The following is a 20,725-nucleotide window of genomic DNA, read 5'->3' as shown; positions in this document are numbered from 1 at the left end:
AATATAAAAATATAAGAGTTTAAAATGTGGAGGAGATTATGGATTTATTAAGTTTAGTTTTTTTAGCAGTAGGGTTAGCGATGGATGCTTTTGCTGTTTCAGTAGCATTAGGTCTAAAAATTCCAGTAAAGGAGAAATGGAGAATAGCATTAAAAGCAGGATTGTTTTTTGGTATAGCACAAGGAGTTATGCCTTTAATTGGATGGATATTAGGAAATGGGTTTAGTAGCTATATCGAAAAGTTTGATCATTGGATAGCATTTATTCTTTTATCTATTATTGGAGGAAAAATGATTTATGAAGCAATTCATCCTGATGAAGATGGGGATGATGAAGTAGATACTGGAATGAAAAGAATGTTTATATTAGCTATTGCAACAAGTATAGATGCATTAGCTGTAGGAGTTAGTTTTGCATTTCTAAATGTAAATATTATAACTGCTGTATTGATTATTGGAATAATAACCCTTGTAACTTCAGCTATAGGTGTTATAATAGGAAAGATATTTGGAGATTTATTTTCAGGTAAAGCTGAAATGGTTGGTGGAGTTATTCTGATATTAATAGGGGTAAAAATTTTATTAGAACACCTTGGAATATTTTAAAAAATAATATACACTATTACTTGTTTGATATACATTTAATAAAAAAATATTTACGAAAATAGCTCATCTATATTATTTTGATATATAGAATACTTGCTAAAAGTATGTTATTATATTATCAATGTATAAAAGTAGAGAAAGTGGACTTAATTAAATATAAGATACTTTAAGGAGAATTTAGATTATGGAAAGAAAAAAACACGTTTCTATGGCTGTAATTAAAAGATTACCTAAATACCATAGATATCTACAAGAGTTAATGGCAAATGATGTAGATAGAATTTCTTCAAAAGAGCTTGGGGAAAAAATAGGTTTTACAGCTTCACAAATAAGACAAGATTTAAATAATTTTGGAGATTTCGGACAACAAGGCTATGGATATAATGTAAAAGATCTTTATAACCAAATAGGATTAATATTAGGGTTAGACAGAGAATATAAAGCTTTAATAGTTGGAGCTGGTAATATAGGTCAAGCAATTGCTAACTATAGATTTTCTAAAGCAGGATTAAATATTAATGCAATTTTTGATGCAAATCCAAAATTATTAGGAATGAAGATTAGAGATATTGAGATACAAGATATTGATGAGTTAGAAAGATATGCACAAGCAAACCCAACAGACGTTGGAATTATTTGTGTACCAAGAATAAATGCCCAAAAGGTATGTGATATTCTAGTTAAATGTGGAATAAAGGGAATATGGAATTTTGCCCCTGTAGATTTAAAAGTACCAAGTGACGTAATAGTTGAAAATGTACACCTATCAGAGAGTTTATTAACTTTAATATATCTAATGCATAGCGAAGCAGCAGAACATGAACAAGATCAACAGGATGAATAGTCTTAGAAAAAGAATATTTATTTAATGAGAACATAATATATACATATATACTTTCAAAGTAGTAATAATTTACTATTTTGAAAGTATATTTTTTTATTTTTTAGGAGGATTATATTTAATTTTGATTGTGAAAAGAGCAGATAAAATTAAATATGGTAAAAAATAACTTAAATGTAAAAAGTTATTGAAAAGCTCTTTGTAAAGTAATATAATAATCACAGAAATTAAATTATTCCAATTACTATACTGAAGACGACAAGAAAGTATATTTTTTTAGCGATAATTGTTATAAAATTAACAATTGGTGATGATTTATGCTTTTTTTGATGATGAATTTTGTATAAAAGAGAGGAATGTTGAGAATGCAAGTTGATGTTGAGTTAAAAAATGTAATTTTTGAAACTGAAGGTAATTTAGCGACTATTACTATTAATAGACCAAAAGCTTTAAATGCCTTAAATTCAGACACTTTGAGAGAGTTAGACATAGTAATAGATAGCATTGAAAATAATAGTGATATTTATTGTGTAATAGTTACAGGAGCTGGTCAAAAAGCTTTCGTAGCTGGAGCTGATATTGCAGAAATGAAAGATTTAAATTCAACAGAAGCTGAGGAGTTTGGATTACTTGGTAATAAAGTATTTAGAAGATTAGAAACATTAGACAAGCCTGTAATTGCGGCTATACCTGGATTTGCTTTAGGGGGAGGTTGTGAACTTGCAATGGCATGCGATATAAGAATAGCATCAGAAAAAGCTAGGTTTGCGCAACCAGAAGCAGGACTTGGAATAACTCCAGGATTTGGTGGAACTCAAAGACTTCCAAGATTAGTTGGAGCAGGAAAAGCTAAGGAACTTATATATACATGTGCGATGATAAATGCTGAAGAAGCTTTAAGAATAGGATTAGTTAATAAAGTGGTGCCTGTAGAAAGTTTAATGGATGAAGCTAAAAAAATGGCAGGTTCAATAATTGCAAATGCACCAATAGCAGTTAAGTTATGTAAGGATGCAATAAATAGAGGAACTCAAGTAGATATAGATTCAGCTATTAAAGTTGAAGCTGAAGATTTTGGTAAGTGTTTTGATTCAGAGGATCAATTAGAAGGAATGACTGCATTTTTAGAAAAAAGAGCTAAGAACTTCCAAAATAGATAGATAAAAAGGGATGTAAGGAGTAGGAGGTAACAAATATGGAATTTGGATTGACTAAGGAACAAGAACTAGTAAAGCAAATGGTTAAAAACTTTGCTTTAAATGAAGTAAAACCTATAGCTGCTGAAGTTGATGAAACTGAAAAGTTCCCAATAGATAATGTTAAGAAAATGGGTGAGCTTGGAATGATGGGAATCCCATTTCCTAAGGAATATGGTGGAGCAGGTGGAGATGTTTTATCTTACATCTTAACGGTAGAAGAATTATCTAAGGTTTGTGCGACTACTGGGGTTATAGTTTCTGCACATACTTCATTAAGTGCTGGAGCAATAAATGATTTTGGTACAGAGGAACAAAAACAAAAATATTTAGTTCCACTTGCTAAAGGAGAAAAGATAGGTGCTTTTGGATTAACAGAGCCAGGAGCTGGGACGGATGCTGCAGGTCAACAAACAACAGCTGTATTAGAAGGAGATCATTACGTTTTAAATGGTTCAAAAATATTTATAACTAATGGAGGAGTTGCAGATATATTTGTAATTTTTGCGATGACGGATAAAAAACAAGGAACTAGAGGTATATCGGCATTTATAGTTGAAAAGTCATTCCCAGGATTCTCTATTGGTAAAGTAGAAGAGAAGCTAGGAATAAGAGGATCTTCAACTACTGAACTTATATTTGAAAATTGTATAGTTCCAAAGGAAAATTTACTTGGTAAAGAAGGAAAAGGCTTTGGTATGGCTATGAAGACTCTTGATGGAGGAAGAATAGGTATAGCAGCTCAAGCATTAGGGATAGCTGAAGGAGCTTATGAAGAAGCTATTAAATACATGAAAGAAAGAAAACAATTTGGTAGAAATTTAGGTGCTTTCCAAGGATTACAATGGATGATAGCTGAAATGGACACTAAGATTGAGGCTGCTAGACACCTTGTATATAAAGCTGCATGGCTTAAACAAAATAAATTACCTTACACAGTAGATGCTGCAAGAGCTAAATTATTTGCTGCTGAAGTTGCTATGGAAGTAACAACTAAGGCTGTTCAAATTCATGGTGGATATGGATACACTAAGGATTATCCAGTAGAAAGAATGATGAGAGATGCTAAGATAACTGAGATTTATGAAGGAACTTCAGAAGTTCAAAAGATGGTTATCTCAGGCGCAGCATTAAGATAGGGAGGTATTTTATATGAATATAGTAGTTTGTTTAAAACAAGTACCAGATACAACAGTAGTAAAAATAGATCCAGTTAAGGGAACTTTAATAAGAGAAGGTGTACCTTCAATAATAAATCCAGAAGATAAGAATGCCTTAGAAGCTGCATTACAAATAAAAGAAAAAAATGGAGCTCATATTACAGTAATAAGTATGGGACCTCCACAAGCTAAAGAAGCTTTAAGAGAAGCGTTATGTATGGGTGCTGATGAAGCTATACTTTTAACAGATAGAGCCTTTGGAGGAGCAGATACACTTGCAACATCGAAGACTTTAGCAGCAGCTATTAAAACATTAGACTATGACATAATATTTGGAGGAAGACAAGCTATTGATGGAGATACAGCTCAAGTTGGTCCAGAAATAGCAGAACATTTAGAAATTCCTCAAGTAACTTATGTACAAAATGTTGAATTTGATGGAAGTGACTTAATAGTAAATAGAGCTTTAGAAGATGGATATGAATTAATAAAGGTTAAGACACCATGCCTTTTAACAGCTATTGAAGAATTAAATCATCCAAGATATATGAATGTTGGATTAATATTTGATACAGCAAATAAAGAAGTAAAGATAATGACATCAGCTGACTTAGATGTAGAAGCTAATGAAATAGGATTGAATGGATCACCTACAAAGGTTAAGAAATCAATGACTAAGGAAGCAAAAGGTGCAGGAGAAATAGTTAAAGATTCAGTACCAGAAGCAGTATCATATGTTTTAAGCAGATTAAAAGAAAAACATTACATCTAAGAGAATGGAGGGATTTATGATGAATATAGCAGATTATCAAGGAGTTTGGGTATTCGCTGAACAAAGACATGGTGAGTTACAAAAAGTATCTTTAGAAATATTAGGTGAAAGTAGAAGATTAGCTAACGAATTAGGAGTTAAGTTAACAGCTGTATTATTAGGAAATAATATTGGACATTTAGCTAATAAATTAGGAGAGTATGGTGCTGATGAAGTATTAGTAGCTGACCATGCTGAGTTAGAAAACTATACTACTGATGGATACACAAAAGTTCTTTGTGATTTAGTTAATGATAAAAAGCCAGGAATATTCTTTATAGGAGCAACGTTTATAGGAAGAGATTTAGGACCAAGAGTTGCGGCAAGATTAAGAACAGGATTAACTGCAGACTGTACATCTTTAGCTGTTGAAGTTGAAAATGGAGCATTATTAGCAACAAGACCTGCTTTTGGCGGAAATATTATGGCTACAATAGCTTGTCCTGATCACAGACCACAAATGGCGACTGTAAGACCAGGCGTGTTCTCTAGATTAACTGAAAAGAATTATGATTTTACAGTGGAAAATGTAGAAGTTAAATTAGAAGCTTCAGATATAAGAACTACAATTTTAGAAATAGTAAAAGCTAATAAGGAAGTTGTAGATATAAGTGAAGCAAAGGTTATAGTATCAGGTGGTAGAGGAGTAGGATCTAAAGAAAACTTCACATTACTTCAAGAATTAGCAGATGCTTTTGGTGGAGTAGTTGGAGGATCAAGAGGTGCTGTGGATAAAGGTTGGATAGAAAGAGATTATCAAGTTGGGCAAACAGGTAAAACTGTAAGACCAAGCATATATATAGCTTGTGGTATTTCAGGAGCGATTCAACACGTCGCTGGTATGCAAGAATCAGATATGATTATTGCTATAAATAAAGATGAAACTGCTCCAATAATGAAAGTTGCAGACTATGCAATAGTTGGAGATTTAAATAAAGTAATACCAGAAATGATAAGTGAATTAAAATCAATGGAATCTAAGGAATCAGAAATAGCTGTAGAATTAGTGTAGTTATATGAAATGTTAATATGAGAGGGGAAATAAGGGATATGGAAAAGATTTTTGTTTTAGGTGCTGGAACTATGGGTGCTGGAATAGTTCAAGCTTTTGCTCAAAAGGGATATGAAGTTATAGTTAGAGATATAAAAGATGAATTTGTAGAAAGAGGAATTTCTGTTATTAATAAAGGATTATCTAAACAAGTAGCTAAAGGAAAAATTACTGAAGAAGTTAAGGAAGAAATACTTTCAAGAATTTCTGGAACTACTGATATGAATCTAGCTGCTGATTGTGATTTAGTTATTGAAGCAGCTATCGAAAATATGAAAATTAAGAAAGAAATATTCGCAGAATTAGATAAGATATGTAAACCAGAAGCTGTATTAGCTTCAAATACTTCTTCTTTATCTATAACAGAAGTAGCTTCAGCTACATCAAGACCTGATAAAGTTATTGGAATGCACTTCTTTAATCCTGCTCCAGTAATGAAGTTAGTTGAAATTATAAGAGGGATGGCTACATCTCAAGAGACATTTGATGTAGTAAAAGAGGCAGCTTTAGCAATAGGAAAAGAACCTGTAGAAGTTAAAGAAGCTCCAGGATTTGTAGTTAATAGAATACTTATTCCTATGATAAATGAAGCTTCATTTATACTTCAAGAAGGAATTGCATCTGTTGAAGATATAGATACAGCTATGAAATATGGTGCAAATCATCCTATGGGACCTTTAGCTTTAGGTGATTTAATAGGATTAGATGTTTGTTTAGCTATTATGGATGTTTTATATAATGAAACTGGAGATAATAAATATAGAGCTAGTAACGTATTAAGAAAGTATGTTAGAGCTGGATGGTTAGGAAGAAAGACAGGAAAAGGATTCTACGATTATAGCAAGTAGTTATATAATAATCCCTGTCTCAGGTGAAAGGTAACTACGCCAAATGGAATTCATTGAACGAAGTGAAAAATTTCTACGAGAAGTGAAAGATTTACTAATGCAAAGAGGAAGAGAAAGTACTAACTTAAATTAGATATATTTTGCCTAGCGTTAAATGATAACTAGGATATGGAAGTGTTTTTGGTAAAAGCACTTCTATATCCTTTTTTTGTGATAAAATAGTTCCATATTAAAAAAGGGGTGTTTTTATTGTTTGAATTGAAGTTTAAGTTCTCTGTTATAGGATTAATTATATTTTTATTACCTATGCTTATAAATATTGTTTATTTTATGGTAGCTCCTAAAAAAGAAAGCACAGTTACGTCTAATGGAACTTCTATTATTGAAGTAATAGAGCAAGGAAGTAGAATATTATTTGCAATTTTTATTTGTTTTTTTGTTAGCTATAAAGAATTAAATTTTAAAAATCCATTTTTATATTTAAGTATATTATTTTTAGCTTTATATTATATGGTTTGGATAAGATATTTTATAGGTGGTATGAATGACAGTTTACTTGGAAAGAACTTTTTATTTGTACCTATCCCTTTAGCTATTTTTCCAGTTTTATATTTTATTTTTGCATCTTTATGGATGAATAATTATATAGCTGTTGGAATTATGATAATTTTTGGAGTTTCGCATTTTATAATTTCTTATCAAAATTTGTATAAAAAATAATATATTTTGTTAAATAATAAAATTTAATATATAATAATTATTATACGTAAGAAAAGCTAGATAACTATGAAGGGAGAAACTTATGTTAGTTGATAGAGTGATTAAATATTATGATAAAGAATATGATTTGAATTGTGCTGAATGTATGCTTGTTGCAGCAAATGAGGAATATGATTTAAATATATCCAAGCAAACTTTAATGACTATGGCATCATTTGGCGGTGGAATGGCTATTGGAAGTATATGTGGTGCAATTACTGGGTCTATAGCAACATTAGGTATAATGTTTACTACAGAAAGAGGACATCAAAGTCCGCAAGTAAGAGCTATGACAGTTAAATTTATGAATGAATACTATAAAAGAATGGGCTCTTTAGATTGTTTACCATTAAAAGATAAGTATTATGAGCAAGGTGTACCAAGATGTACCAAAATGATGATCACTGCAGCAGAGGTTTTAGATGAAATAGTTAAAGAGTATAGCGAGCATTATGCTATTAATAGATAATGAATATTAATTAAGGAATAAAGAAAAGATAAAATTAAATATATAGCGTAAGCCATAAATTTATTTTAAACAAACAGAGGTGTTTTATGGATTATAAAGAAGTAATACAAATTGATGATAATTCTATAATGATAAAAGGTGTAAAAAACTTTGATATAAAGCAAATACTTGAGTGTGGACAATGTTTTAGATGGGAAAAGATATCTGATACAAATTATATTGTAGTTGCATACAGAAGAGTTATTGAAATTGTACAAAATGGAGATGATGTAACTATATATAATACGAATCTTAATGATTTCGAAGAGATATGGAAAGATTATTTAGATTTAAATACAAATTACTCTGAATTAAAAGAAGAACTTGCGAAAGATGAAATTTTAAGAAAAAGTGTTGAATTTGGATATGGAATAAGAATTTTAAATCAAGAACCTTTTGAAATGTTAATAAGTTTCATAGTATCTGCAAGAAATAGTATTCCGGCTATCATGAAGACAATTAAGAAGATATCTGAAAGATGGGGAGATAAAATTGAGTATAAAGGAAATACTTATTATGCATTCCCAACTCCAGAACAAATCAAAGATGCAACTTTAGAAGAAATAAAAGATACAGGCGCATCGTTTAGAAGTAAGTACATATTAGATACTATAGGAAAAGTTAATGAAGCATTAGAAAATCCAGATAATGAGGAATTAAAGATTTATAATTTAGATTATATAAAGTCCTTAAATACCGATGAATGTCACGTAGCCCTTCAACAATTTATGGGAGTAGGTGCTAAAGTGGCAGATTGTATAATGTTATTCTCAATGGCAAAGAAATCAGCATTCCCAGTTGATGTTTGGGTTAAGAGAGCAATGATTCATTTTTATGTAGCTCCAGATGTATCATTAAACAAGATTAGAGTTTTCGGAAGAGATAAGTTCGGTGAATTATCAGGCCTAGCACAACAATATCTTTTCTATTATGCTAGAGAAAATAATATAAAACTTTAAAATAGTATAAGTTAATGGTAAAAAAGCAGCAATAGCTGCTTTTTTTATATAGAATTATATAATGTTGATAAAATATTTAAACAAACTATATAAAAAAGAGGTTTTTTATTGCATATAATTATTAAAAAATTAGGTAAAATTATAAAAAATATACAAAATATAAATTATGTTATATAATTAATACATTATATAAAGTATAAAAGGGATTAATGAATTTAAGGGGGGATATGGGATGAAGTACATTATTACAGCACTAATAGCAATACTAGTAATTTTAATTTTTTCTTTTATTTTGACAGCTACGATAAACAAAGGAAAGTCTTTTAAAGAAAACTTAAAAATAACATTTATGTTTAGTCTAGTAATGTTACCTATAATATTATTGCTTCCAGTGAGCTTATTTGCTACATTTAAAGCATCGACAGTTATGCTTTCTTTAGATGTAAGTAATTATCAAATTTTCTTACTATCAATTATAGGATTATTTATAATCTTTATTTGTGATTTTGTTAGTAAACAGCTTATCACAACTATTGGAACTAATATGCTTTCTAAAAAGTATAGTAATGAAGATTTATCAGAAGCTCAAATGATGGAGATAATAAGCAAAAAACAAGCTAATATAAAAATATGGAATGTAGTAATAATATTTTTAGCTAGTTTACTTCTATATATGATTAGCATGGTTGTTATATCAATTGAATTTACAGGATTGTTCTTAGTTATAATATCAATTATTAATATTTTAAATTATCAATTATTCTTTAGAAGTAGCTATAAGACTGCTAGTTAAAATTTATAATCATATAAAAAACAATTAACAATATGTAGTTATGGGCAATAAGTTGTCTAATAATTACATATTGTATTTTTTTGAGCTTTAGACAAATTTTTTAGATATTTAAGTTTAAGTGTTTGCAATTAGAAAAGAATCTAAAAAGGTCGTTGAAAAGTTTATTAGATAATAGAAAATCTAGTTGGAATATATTAGGAAAAGAATTATAATAATATTAAGTGGTCATTACCAGTTTAGGAGATAAGAATGAATAGTATAGATAAGAATTTAAAGACACCACTATATTTACAGTTAGTAAATATATTAGTAGAAAAAATAGAAAAAAATATGGAAGAGCATGAGCAAATTCTTTCTGAAAGAGAGATATGTGATATATATGATGTTAGTAGGACTACAGTTCGCCAAGCTTTAGATCAACTTGAAAAGGAAGGTTATATATATAAAGTTCATGGAAAGGGTACTTTCGTATCACCAAAAAGGTTAAATCAGGACCTAATTTCTTTTTATTCATTTACTGAAGAGATGAAGAAACTAGGAAAGAAACCTAATTCAGAAGTTGTAGGATTTGAAATAATAAGGGCTGAAGAAAAGATTAGTCGTATGTTTAAGATTAGTGATGATGAGCTTGTATATAAAATTACTAGAATAAGAAAAGCTGATGATATACCGATGATGTATGAGACAACATATTTACCATATAATTTATTTATTGGACTAAGTAAAGATAAATTAGAGATTATGCCTATGTATGATGTGCTTGTAAATGAGTTTAGTGCAAAGCTTACTTCAGCAGAGGAGTATTTTGAACCTATTATTACTAAAAAATTAGAAAGCATATATTTAGAGATACCTGAAGGGGCTCCTAGTTTAAGAATAGAGAGATTTACTTACGATCATGATACTTTAATAGAATATACAATTGGGATAGCTCGTGGTGATAAGTTCAAATATAGAGTTCAATTATTAAACAAATAATAATATAGATTTTACTTAATGAGATTTGTATATAAAAATAAAGTTAGTTATCTTTAATTAAATTGGTTATAGAAGAGATAACTAAATAGAATTGTAAATCTATACGACAACTGGTAATTACCTGTAGAAATATGGGATTGAGAAATAAAATATTAATTAAATGTGAGAGGTGGTTATATTATGCATCCTATTAAAGAATTAGTTTCAAAGTATAAAAGTGGAGAAAAAGCAGGAATATTTTCAGTGTGTTCTTCTAATAAGTATGTTATAGAGGCAGCTATGGATAGATTAAGAGATAAAGATATGCACTTATTAATAGAATCTACAGCAAATCAAGTTGATCAATTTGGGGGATATACAGGAATGACTCCTAAAGATTTTATGAAATATATTCACAATTTAGCTGAAGAAAATAATTTTCCTGTGGATAGAATTATATTAGGTGGGGATCATTTAGGACCATTAACATGGACTAAATTAGGTGAAGAAAAAGCTATGGAAAACTCTAAAACATTAATTAGAGAATATGTATTAGCTGGATTTACAAAAATTCATATAGATACAAGCATGCCAATAATCGGTGATTTTGAAAATGGTGTATTTGGAGATGATTTAATTGCAGAAAGAGCTGCAACGTTATGTAAAGTGGCAGAAGATTCTTATACTGAACTTTTAAATGAAAAGCCAGAAAGTGTACATCCTGTGTATGTTATAGGCAGTGAAGTACCGATACCTGGAGGAGCTCAAGCTGATGAAGAAGAGGAAGAAGGAATAGCAGTAACTAAGGTAGAAAACTTAGTTAATACAATAGAGACATTTAAAAATGCCTTTGAAAGTCATGGAGTAGGTGATGCTTGGCAATATGTTGTTGGAGTTGTTGTCCAACCAGGAGTTGAGTTTGGTAGCGAGCAAGTATGGAAATATGATAGAGAGAAAGCAAGAGAATTATCAGAAGCTTTAAAAGATTATCCAGAATTAGTATTTGAAGCTCATTCAACAGATTATCAAACGGATGAAGCTTTAAATGAGATGGTTGAAGATGGATTTATTATTTTAAAGGTTGGACCTGCATTAACTTACGGATTTAGAGAAGCAGCATTTGAATTAAACTTAATGGAAAATGAACTATTAAAATATAATGCTAATATTGAACTTTCAAAGTTTAGAGAAATATTAGAATTTAATATGGTAAAGAATAATGGATACTGGAAAAATCATTACTCTGGTACTCAAGAAAAGATAAAATTTGATAGAATATATGGTTTGTCCGATAGATGTAGATATTACTTACCGATAGAAGAAGTTAACTATAGTTTAGAGAAAATGATAGAAAATTTAAAACAAGTTGATATTCCATTAACTTTAGTAAGTCAATATATGCATAATCAATATAAGAAGATTAGAAGCGGAAAAATGGAGTTAACAGTAGAAAATCTACTTAAAGATAGAATAGGTGAATATATAGATGACTATATTTATGCTGTTGAGAATCATAAAGTGTTACAGATGAATTAAATTTAAGAATAAATTAAATGTAATAGATGGCAAGTTAATTAGTTAAATCAGCTAAATTAGATTAAAAAAAATCAAGAAGCTGTGTAGTATTTTAACTTTAACTTGCCATTTTTTATTTTAAAAATAATAAGTTGTGATTTATAAGTTATTATTTACAATGATTTCGACAACTGCAAAAGTTATCAGAAAATTCAAAAAATAGAAATAAACAGGGAAATATTGTATAATAAAATTAACAAGGTTTATGAGAGGGAGTGATTATATGTTTCAGTTTGAAACCCAATTAAAAAAGCTTAAGCATGAAGTATTAACTGAAGTAGCGAAACTTGCCAAAAAGAATGAAATATCCTTAGAAAGTATCGAAAAAGTTCCTTATGAAGTTATTAAAGGTGATAAGGCACAGTATAGATGTTGTGTATATAAAGAAAGAGCAATTGTTCTAGAAAGAGCTAAGCTTGCTGCAGGTTACCTTGCAAACGGGGATAATTTTGACACAGAACTTATAGACATAAGACCGGATGAACAAATTATATATATTATTGAAGCAGCTTGTGATAGGTGTCCAATAGATAAATTTAATGTTACAGATTCTTGTAGAAACTGTCTTGCTCATAGATGTAAAGAAGCTTGTAATTTTGGGGCGATAAATATAGTTGCAGGAAGAGCATATATAAATCAAGAATTATGTAAAGAATGTGGTATGTGTAAAAGGGAGTGCCCTTATGATGCTATATCCGAAGTTATGAGACCATGTAAGAAGTCATGTCCTACAGGTGCTTTAGATATAAATGAAGAAGATAGAAGAGCTATTATAAAGGAAGAGATATGTGTAAACTGTGGATCTTGTATGAGATCATGTCCTTTTGGAGCTATATCAGATAAGAGTTTAATAGTTCCTGTTGCTAAGAGACTGGGAAGACATAGAAAGATGTATGCAGTAGTAGCACCAGCTATAACAGGGCAATTTGGACCAACTATGAATTATGGTAAGATAAGAAATGCTTTTAAAGCTTTAGGATTTGAAGATATGGTTGAAGCAGCTTTAGGGGCTGATGCTGTTACAGTTCATGAAAGTAATGAATTTGTAGAAAGAATGGAAAGAGGAGATAAGTATATGACTAACTCTTGCTGTCCAGGATTTCTAAGCTTTATAGAAAAGACAAATCCAAGTGAAAAAGATAGAATATCAAAAACAGTATCTCCTATGGTAGCAACTGCAAGATATATTAAGAGCAAAGAACCAGATGCTAAGGTAGTATTTATTGGACCATGCACGGCTAAAAAAGGAGAAGCAGTTAGATTAGGAGTAAGTGAGGCAGTAGATTATGTATTAACATTTGAAGAGTTATTAGCTTTATTTGAAGCCTTTGATGTAAATCCTTTTGATATGGAAGACGAAAATGTTAATGATGCTTCAGTATTTGGAAGAGGATTTGGTATGGCTGGAGGACTTACAGCAGCTATACAAAACTATGTATCTGATAGTGGATGTAAGGCAGAATTTAAACCAGTTCAAGTTTCAGGATTAGATTGTAAGAAAACCATGAATCTTGCTAAAATGGGCAAATTACAAGGTAATTTTATAGAAGGTATGATGTGTGAAGGTGGATGTATAAATGGTGCTGGAACAATAGTGCCACCACTTAGAGCAAGAGGAGCTTTTACTAAGATTAATAATAGAACTACAATTAAGGCTGTTCTTAAGAATAGTACATTAAGTGAGTTTGAAGATATAAATCTTGAGAGAGAATAGTAACATAAGAGGAATTGAAAATTTCAGTTCCTCTTATATTTTTGTAATAGGTTGAAAAGTTATAAGAATGAATGAAAAAATGAGTTATAATAAAATAAATAGTTCTAATTGGTAATATTTAACCATATTAAGGTAATAATATAAAAAGTAGTTGTTGAAAGATTTAGACTAAAAAGATATATTATAAATATAAGTTGTTAGCACTCAATAATGGTGAGTGCTAAAAATAAAAGTATATTTTTAGGAGGAAATAAGATGAATATAAAACCATTAGGTGATAGAGTAGTAATTAAAAAATTAGAAGCTGAAACTACAACAAAGAGTGGAATAGTTTTATCAGGTACAGCGAAAGAAAGACCACAAGAAGCTGAAGTTATGGCTGTAGGACCAGGAGCTATTCATGAAGGTAAGAGAATAGAAATGGAAGTTAAAGTTGGAGATAAAGTATTATATTCTAAATATGCAGGAACAGAAGTTAAGGTTGATGGAGAAGAATACACAATATTAAAACAAGATGATATTTTAGCTATAGTTGAATAGGGAGGTTTTTGAGAGATGGCAAAGATGATTCAATTTGGAGAAGAAGCAAGAAGAGCTATGCAAGCTGGTGTTGATAAGCTAGCTGATACAGTAAAGGTTACTTTAGGACCTAAAGGAAGAAATGTAGTATTAGATAAAAAATTTGGTTCACCACTTATAACTAACGATGGTGTATCAATTGCAAGAGAAATAGAATTAGAAGATCCATATGAAAATATGGGAGCTCAATTAGTTAAAGAAGTTGCAACTAAAACTAACGATGTTGCAGGGGATGGTACAACTACAGCTACTCTTTTAGCTCAAGCTATTATAAGAGAAGGGTTAAAGAACGTAACTGCAGGAGCAAATCCAATATTACTTAGAAATGGTATAAAAAAAGCTGTTGATGTTGCAGTAGAAGAAATTAAAAATAGTTCTAAGCCTGTAAATGGTAAAGAAGATATAGCTAGAGTTGCTGCTATATCAGCTGCAGATGATGAAATAGGTAATCTTATAGCAGATGCTATGGAAACAGTAGGTAACGAGGGCGTTATAACTGTAGAAGAATCTAAATCAATGGGTACTGAACTAGAAGTAGTTGAAGGTATGCAATTTGATAGAGGATATGTATCAGCTTACATGGTAACTGATACAGAAAAAATGGAAGCTGTTTTAGATAATCCACTTATCTTAATAACTGATAAGAAGATTTCTAATATACAAGAAATACTTCCAATATTAGAGCAAATAGTTCAATCAGGAAGAAAGTTATTAATTATAGCTGAAGATATTGAAGGGGAAGCTATGACTACATTAGTAGTTAATAAGTTAAGAGGAACTTTCAATTGTGTAGCTGTTAAAGCTCCTGGATTCGGAGATAGAAGAAAAGAAATGCTTCAAGATATAGCTATACTTACTGGTGGAGAAGTTATATCTGAAGAATTAGGAAGAGATTTAAAAGAAGTTACTTTAGATATGCTTGGTCAAGCAGAAAGTGTTAAAGTGACTAAAGAAAACACTACTGTAGTAAATGGTAGAGGAAGTAAAGAAACTATAAAAGAAAGAATTCATCAAATAAGAACTCAAATAGAAGAAACAACTTCTGAGTTTGATAGAGAAAAGTTACAAGAAAGATTAGCTAAGCTTGCTGGTGGAGTTGCTGTAATTAAAGTTGGTGCAGCTACAGAGACAGAATTAAAAGAAAGAAAGCTTAGAATAGAAGATGCTTTAGCAGCAACAAAAGCAGCTGTTGAAGAAGGTATAGTATCTGGTGGAGGAACAGCTTATGTTAGCATAATTAACAAGGTAGCTGAATTAACTTCAGATGTTGCAGATACTCAAGTTGGTATAAATATAATATTAAGAGCTTTAGAAGAGCCAATGAGACAAATAGCTACAAATGCAGGAGATGAAGCTTCTGTTATAGTAGATAAAGTTAAGAATAGCGAAAATGGAATTGGATATGATGCTTTACATGGAGAATATGTAAACATGATTAAAGCTGGTATCGTTGATCCAACTAAGGTTACAAGATCAGCACTTCAAAATGCTGCATCAGTAGCATCTACATTCTTAACAACTGAAGCTGCAGTTGTTGACATTCCAGCAAAAGAACCTGCAATGCCAGCACCAGGAATGGGCGGAATGGACGGAATGTACTAAAATAATTAAAAAGAATAATTAGCAATTAATTTGAGATAACTAAACATTAGTATCAATGCAATTATGAATTAATTTAATAATCGTTAAAGATTATTTGATGATTAATTGGAGAATAATTAATTGCTAGAGTTGATAAAGAAACTGCTTTATTAACTACTCTGTTTATTTGACAGAGTATGGTTAATTAATGCAGTTTCTTTTTTTATTTGAAAGAGTTAAGTAAAAGTATTAATAAAATGTGAGTTTAATGCAAATTTTAATAAAGATATAAATAGAGCGATAAAAAATAGTATTAATAGAAATTATCGACAAATATAAAGTTTACGTGGAAGTATCATTTTTTTTCGTGTATAATTTTAGGTGAATTAATGGAAAGGTATAATATAAATGAAAATGGTGATAAATATTGGAGTTATTTTTTGTCGTATTATTTGGGCTTTGTATAGGAAGTTTTTTAAATGTATGTATATATAGAATTGCTAGAGAGGAGTCTATTTCCTTTCCACCATCTCACTGTACAAGCTGTGGGTATGAGCTTAAACCTAAAGATTTAGTTCCAGTATTAAGCTATGCTTTTTTAGGTGGGAAATGTAGAAGCTGCAAAGAAAAGATAAGTATTAGATATCCACTAATAGAACTGTTAAATGCTTTATTATATGTAGTAATTTATTTAAACTACGGATTTAGTTTTGAACTGTTTAAGTTTGCAGTGTTTGCTTCACTTATGATAGTTATTGGATTTATAGATTTTGATACAAAATACGTATTTAATTCAACAGTTATCTTTGGAGTAATAAGCGGAATTGTTTTTTTATTAGCTGAATGGATAATTACTAAAAATATTCTTTGGACAAATATTGTAGGAGCTGCAGTTGGTTTTGGCATTATATGGGCTATAGTTGCTTTAACTGGAGGAATGGGTGAAGGCGATATAGATATAGCACTTATATGTGGATTATTTCTAGGTATTAAAGGAATAGTGGTTACTTTATTTTTAGCCTTCATATTTGGAGGGGTTATAGCTGTATTTATAATGGTTCTAAAGCTTAAGGATAGAAAATCGGAAATGGCATTTGGGCCATATCTGGCTATCGGTGGAATGATAGCAATGTTATATTCAACACAACTTATAGAGCTATATTTAAATTTATTGGCTTTGTTTTAAAATCATGTTGAAATTAGTATAACATAAAAGGATGTCCATCTGGACATCCTTTTTGGATTGCAATATATTAAAATTGTTCAATAAATATATAAAATAATGTTATTGTTTTATACTATAAGTACCTTGATTATTTTCAATTGTAATTTTATTAGTTGCAATAATCTTAGATGTTTCTTTATCTTCTATTTGCAATTCAACTTTAAATTCTATAACTGTTCCCTCAACCCAAGAAACTTCTTTAAATAAACCAAGTTCAACTGGTTCACCTGAATTAATTATTTCCTTTTGAGGACCCTTCTCTGGAACAATAAACCCTTCAACATCATCATCACTTTTCAGTATCCAATGATATTGGATTTCCTTATCATATTCTCCTATAGCTTTAGGTTTTAATGTTATTGGCATTCCCTTATAAGAGTTAGCATCATTAGTAGCAATTATTTCAACACTTAAACTATCTTTGTGTGTATTATCTTCTGTTTTTATTTGACAACCTACTAACCCAATTAGCAATATAGTTAAAATTATTGACCATATAACTTTCTTCATAAAAGCCTCCTTATTTCATTTAATAAACAATATAATACATTTGTTCAGAAATCATTACATTTATTGTACACTAAAAATAGTAAAATTAAAACAAATTTTACCTTTTATACATATATTGGTCTTCTAATCTTAAAATCCTTTATTAAAGATATAGAATGTGTTGAATTAGCATGAATAAAGAACTTTTTAGGTTTATTCCTTTCCATTTCTGTTTTAAATAATTGGGTCCATTTATACCAAAATAGGTAGTTTGTTAGGAACTTGGTTGAAACACCATTAAATTTCTTTATCCATCTTTTTAGGCTACTATGAAAGGCATTAACTCTTTGAATATTATAAATATCCACAGCTTTTCTTCCACCTCTAATTTGATGTAACTCAAAATTATGTTGAGTAGCAAAGGGGATATAACTCCTATGTTTATCTGTACATAATATAGAATTCTCCTCAACAACTTCTGATAAAGCTCTGTCTATATCGCTATATTTAGGTCTACCATTGCATATTAATCCTGTATAGATATTACCTAATCTATCCACACCACATAAAACACAGGCAAATTCCTTTGATATACCTCTTGTATTTATTTCTTTGCCACGTTTTCTTGACTCCCTTGGCATAGTAAAATTAGAACTTTTGCTATGATTCCCTTTATAGCTAAGGGCAAAGTATGTCTCATCGAGTTCAATAACACCCTCAAGAGAGCCGTAGCCAATAAATTTTCTAATAGCGTCTATAATTTTATGTCTCCAAAAGAAAGCTGTTGCAATATTAATCTCAACAATTTCGGCACATTGCCTAATAGTGTTGCCGTTTACCATACATTGGGCATATAGTAACCATTTATCTAATCCCTTTTTACTACTTGAAACTGGTGATTTATAAAAGTCATTGAAAGTTTTTTTACACTCTGGATTTTGGCATTTATACCTTTGTTTAACTCCATTTTTACCATGATATTTTCCATACTTAGATATTTTGTCATGATTACAAAAAGGACAGCACTTCCCCTTATTAAATCTATTTTCAGCGATTTCTTTATCTATAGAGTTAGTAAATCCATTTGACATCAATACAGTCTTCAAAAATTCAAATACCTTACCTTGCTCATGTGTATTTAATTGTGAAACTTGTTTAATAACATTATTAACTCTTGGCATAAAAAAACCTCCTAAATAGTAGTTATATAATATATAATAACCATATTTATAGAGGTTAATCAAATTTCAACAGTTTATTAAAACAAAGCCAATTTATTTTAAGAAGTAGTTGTATTTAAAATAAGTGTTTAACAAAGTAAAACATATAAGTAATTTAATATTGATATTAAATATATAAATTTATGTATTTACGAAAGGAAGAGAAATGTATCATAAAAAGAGATTAGGAGATATACTAGTTCAAAGTGGATATATAAGTAAAGAAGAATTAGGAAATGCCTTGACAGAACAGAAAAAACTAGGTAGAAAGCTTGGAGAAATTCTTATAGAAAAAGAATTTGTTACCGAAGATAATTTGCTAAAAGCTTTAGAAGATCAACTTGGAATAAGAAGACTTTTTTTAGAGTCGGTTGCTGTTGATAAAGACGCAGTAAAAGTTATTCCAGAAGCATTATCAAGAAAATATAATGTATTACCTATTCAATTTGTTGAAGGAGAATTATTAGTTTTAACTAATGATCCATTAAATATATTAGCAGAAGAGGATGTGCGTATTGCATCAGGATATTCAGTTAAATTAGCGTTAAGCTCTAAAGAAGAAATTAAGGTTGCTATTTCTAAATATTATTCTGAAGATTATATGCAAAAGACAGCAGAGGAATATAGGCTTCAAGAAAAAACTGATAAGAACGAAGAACAAGAAGAGTTTGAATTAAAGCTTAAAAATGCACCAGCAGTAAAGCTTGTGGATTCCATTATAGAAAATGCAGTTAGAAGTAAGGCTAGTGATATTCATATTGAGCCTTTTGAACATAGAATAGCTGTAAGATATAGAATTGATGGAGAACTTAGAAAACAATTTGACTCTCCGAAGGAACCTTTAGCAGGTATTATTACCAGAATAAAAATTATGGGTAACATGGATATTGCAGAAAGAAGAATACCTCAAGATGGAAGAATATTTACAAAGGTAGATAATCAAAATGTTGATATGAGGGTTTCTGTACTTCCTACTGTAAATGGAGAAAAGGTTGTTATAAGAATACTTGATAAAAGTGCATTAAATGTAGATAAGGAAACTTTAGGATTTAGTAAAGATGACCTTGAAAAACTTAAAAGGATATCTACAAAGCCTCATGGAATAATGCTTGTTACAGGTCCTACAGGTTCAGGTAAATCAACAACTCTATATTCTTTATTAAGAGATTTGAATAAAGAATATACAAATATTATTACAGTTGAAGACCCAGTAGAATTTTCTATTGATGGAATAAACCAAGTAAATGTTAATACAAAAGCAGGCTTAACATTTGCATCAGGATTAAGATCAATATTAAGACAAGATCCAGATATAGTGATGCTTGGAGAAATAAGAGATGCTGAAACTGCTGAAATTGCAGTAAGAGCAGCTATTACAGGACACTTAGTTTTGAGTACTATACATACTAATGATGCAGCATCGTCTATAGTTAGATTAAAGGATATGGGAATAGCATCTTATTTACTTTCATCGTCTTTAGTTGGAATAGTTGCACAAAGACTTATGAGGAAGCTTTGTCCTCATTGCAAAGAAGCTTATGAAGCTAGTGAGTATGAGAAGAAGGTTTTAAATATACCAAAGGATAGTTTTTTAACTTTATATAGAAAAAATGGATGCGTTAGATGTTCTAATAGTGGATATAAAGGAAGAGTTGGGATATATGAAATATTAGAAATAAATAAACAAATAAGAGAACTTATTAATGCAGATAGATCAGTAGAAGAAATTACAAAGGCAGCCTTAGCAAATGGTATGAATACCTTAAATATGTCTGCAATAAATGTAGTCTTAAATGGTAATTCTACTGTTGAAGAATTATTACGAGTAACTTTATTAGGGGATTAAAAGGAGTA

The 20,725-nt window shown here is 29.9% G+C and carries 20 protein-coding genes; 18 read left to right on the top strand and 2 right to left on the bottom strand.

Features of this window, described 5'->3' with window-relative positions; genetic code table 11:
• Positions 1–38 precede the first annotated feature (38 nt).
• From ARA56_RS10895 to ARA56_RS10815, 17 genes are all read left to right on the top strand, one after another.
• The gene (locus tag ARA56_RS10895; RefSeq protein ID WP_055266607.1) at positions 39–605 is read left to right on the top strand and encodes a manganese efflux pump MntP; all 567 of its coding nucleotides are present in this window, start codon (positions 39–41) and stop codon (positions 603–605) included.
• A gap of 184 nt (positions 606–789) precedes the next feature.
• A complete protein-coding gene (locus ARA56_RS10890; protein ID WP_055266605.1) occupies positions 790–1,449 on the top strand; it encodes a redox-sensing transcriptional repressor Rex in 660 nt (219 codons plus the stop codon).
• Between the two features lie 362 nt (positions 1,450–1,811).
• The gene (locus ARA56_RS10885; protein WP_055266603.1) at positions 1,812–2,606 is read left to right on the top strand and encodes a short-chain-enoyl-CoA hydratase; all 795 of its coding nucleotides are present in this window, start codon (positions 1,812–1,814) and stop codon (positions 2,604–2,606) included.
• A 35-nt stretch (positions 2,607–2,641) separates the two neighbouring features.
• The gene (locus tag ARA56_RS10880) at positions 2,642–3,781 is read left to right on the top strand and encodes an acyl-CoA dehydrogenase (RefSeq protein ID WP_055266601.1); all 1,140 of its coding nucleotides are present in this window, start codon (positions 2,642–2,644) and stop codon (positions 3,779–3,781) included.
• 13 nt (positions 3,782–3,794) lie between these two features.
• Positions 3,795–4,574: an electron transfer flavoprotein subunit beta/FixA family protein gene (locus tag ARA56_RS10875; protein ID WP_055266599.1), complete on the top strand. Its 780-nt coding sequence runs from the start codon at positions 3,795–3,797 to the stop codon at positions 4,572–4,574.
• Positions 4,575–4,593: 19 nt separating this feature from the next.
• Positions 4,594–5,625 (top strand): electron transfer flavoprotein subunit alpha/FixB family protein, encoded by a 1,032-nt coding sequence (locus ARA56_RS10870; protein ID WP_055266597.1) that lies wholly within the window; start codon positions 4,594–4,596, stop codon positions 5,623–5,625.
• A gap of 38 nt (positions 5,626–5,663) precedes the next feature.
• On the top strand, positions 5,664–6,512 hold the full coding sequence (locus ARA56_RS10865) for a 3-hydroxybutyryl-CoA dehydrogenase (protein ID WP_055266595.1): 849 nt from the start codon (positions 5,664–5,666) through the stop codon (positions 6,510–6,512).
• 249 nt (positions 6,513–6,761) lie between these two features.
• A complete protein-coding gene (locus ARA56_RS10860; RefSeq protein ID WP_055266592.1) occupies positions 6,762–7,232 on the top strand; it encodes a hypothetical protein in 471 nt (156 codons plus the stop codon).
• 82 nt (positions 7,233–7,314) lie between these two features.
• Entirely contained in the window at positions 7,315–7,740 is a 426-nt protein-coding gene (locus ARA56_RS10855; RefSeq protein WP_055266590.1) for a C-GCAxxG-C-C family (seleno)protein, read from the top strand.
• Between the two features lie 86 nt (positions 7,741–7,826).
• On the top strand, positions 7,827–8,738 hold the full coding sequence (locus ARA56_RS10850) for a DNA-3-methyladenine glycosylase family protein (RefSeq protein WP_055266588.1): 912 nt from the start codon (positions 7,827–7,829) through the stop codon (positions 8,736–8,738).
• Between the two features lie 232 nt (positions 8,739–8,970).
• Complete coding sequence (locus ARA56_RS10845) at positions 8,971–9,531, top strand: hypothetical protein (protein ID WP_055266586.1); 561 nt, start codon at positions 8,971–8,973, stop codon at positions 9,529–9,531.
• 249 nt (positions 9,532–9,780) lie between these two features.
• The gene (locus tag ARA56_RS10840; RefSeq protein WP_055266584.1) at positions 9,781–10,509 is read left to right on the top strand and encodes a GntR family transcriptional regulator; all 729 of its coding nucleotides are present in this window, start codon (positions 9,781–9,783) and stop codon (positions 10,507–10,509) included.
• A 180-nt stretch (positions 10,510–10,689) separates the two neighbouring features.
• Positions 10,690–12,024: a class II D-tagatose-bisphosphate aldolase, non-catalytic subunit gene (locus ARA56_RS10835; RefSeq protein WP_055266582.1), complete on the top strand. Its 1,335-nt coding sequence runs from the start codon at positions 10,690–10,692 to the stop codon at positions 12,022–12,024.
• A 262-nt stretch (positions 12,025–12,286) separates the two neighbouring features.
• Positions 12,287–13,777 (top strand): 4Fe-4S dicluster domain-containing protein, encoded by a 1,491-nt coding sequence (locus ARA56_RS10830; protein ID WP_055266580.1) that lies wholly within the window; start codon positions 12,287–12,289, stop codon positions 13,775–13,777.
• A 255-nt stretch (positions 13,778–14,032) separates the two neighbouring features.
• Positions 14,033–14,317, top strand: a complete 285-nt coding sequence (groES, locus tag ARA56_RS10825; RefSeq protein ID WP_055266578.1) for a co-chaperone GroES — start codon at positions 14,033–14,035, stop codon at positions 14,315–14,317.
• Between the two features lie 15 nt (positions 14,318–14,332).
• Positions 14,333–15,958 carry a chaperonin GroEL gene (groL, locus tag ARA56_RS10820; protein WP_055266576.1) on the top strand — a complete coding sequence of 542 codons (1,626 nt, stop codon included), beginning with the start codon at positions 14,333–14,335 and terminating at the stop codon, positions 15,956–15,958.
• 406 nt (positions 15,959–16,364) lie between these two features.
• The gene (locus ARA56_RS10815; RefSeq protein WP_055266574.1) at positions 16,365–17,123 is read left to right on the top strand and encodes a prepilin peptidase; all 759 of its coding nucleotides are present in this window, start codon (positions 16,365–16,367) and stop codon (positions 17,121–17,123) included.
• A gap of 99 nt (positions 17,124–17,222) precedes the next feature.
• On the opposite strand, the gene ARA56_RS10810 is transcribed toward ARA56_RS10815, so the two are convergent.
• Together ARA56_RS10810 and ARA56_RS10805 are read right to left on the bottom strand one after the other, a co-directional pair.
• Positions 17,223–17,672 carry a hypothetical protein gene (locus tag ARA56_RS10810; RefSeq protein ID WP_055266572.1) on the bottom strand — a complete coding sequence of 150 codons (450 nt, stop codon included), beginning with the start codon at positions 17,670–17,672 and terminating at the stop codon, positions 17,223–17,225.
• Positions 17,673–17,776: 104 nt separating this feature from the next.
• On the bottom strand, positions 17,777–18,832 hold the full coding sequence (locus ARA56_RS10805; protein WP_055266570.1) for an IS1595-like element ISCldi2 family transposase: 1,056 nt from the start codon (positions 18,830–18,832) through the stop codon (positions 17,777–17,779).
• A gap of 205 nt (positions 18,833–19,037) precedes the next feature.
• On the opposite strand from ARA56_RS10805, the gene ARA56_RS10800 reads away from it, so the two are divergent.
• Positions 19,038–20,717 carry a GspE/PulE family protein gene (locus ARA56_RS10800; RefSeq protein ID WP_055266567.1) on the top strand — a complete coding sequence of 560 codons (1,680 nt, stop codon included), beginning with the start codon at positions 19,038–19,040 and terminating at the stop codon, positions 20,715–20,717.
• Positions 20,718–20,725: the final 8 nt, after the last annotated feature.

The sequence above is a fragment of the Clostridium disporicum genome (genome assembly GCF_001405015.1).
Classification (GTDB): domain Bacteria; phylum Bacillota; class Clostridia; order Clostridiales; family Clostridiaceae; genus Clostridium; species Clostridium disporicum_B.
This window is presented reverse-complemented; position numbering and strand designations above follow the sequence as displayed.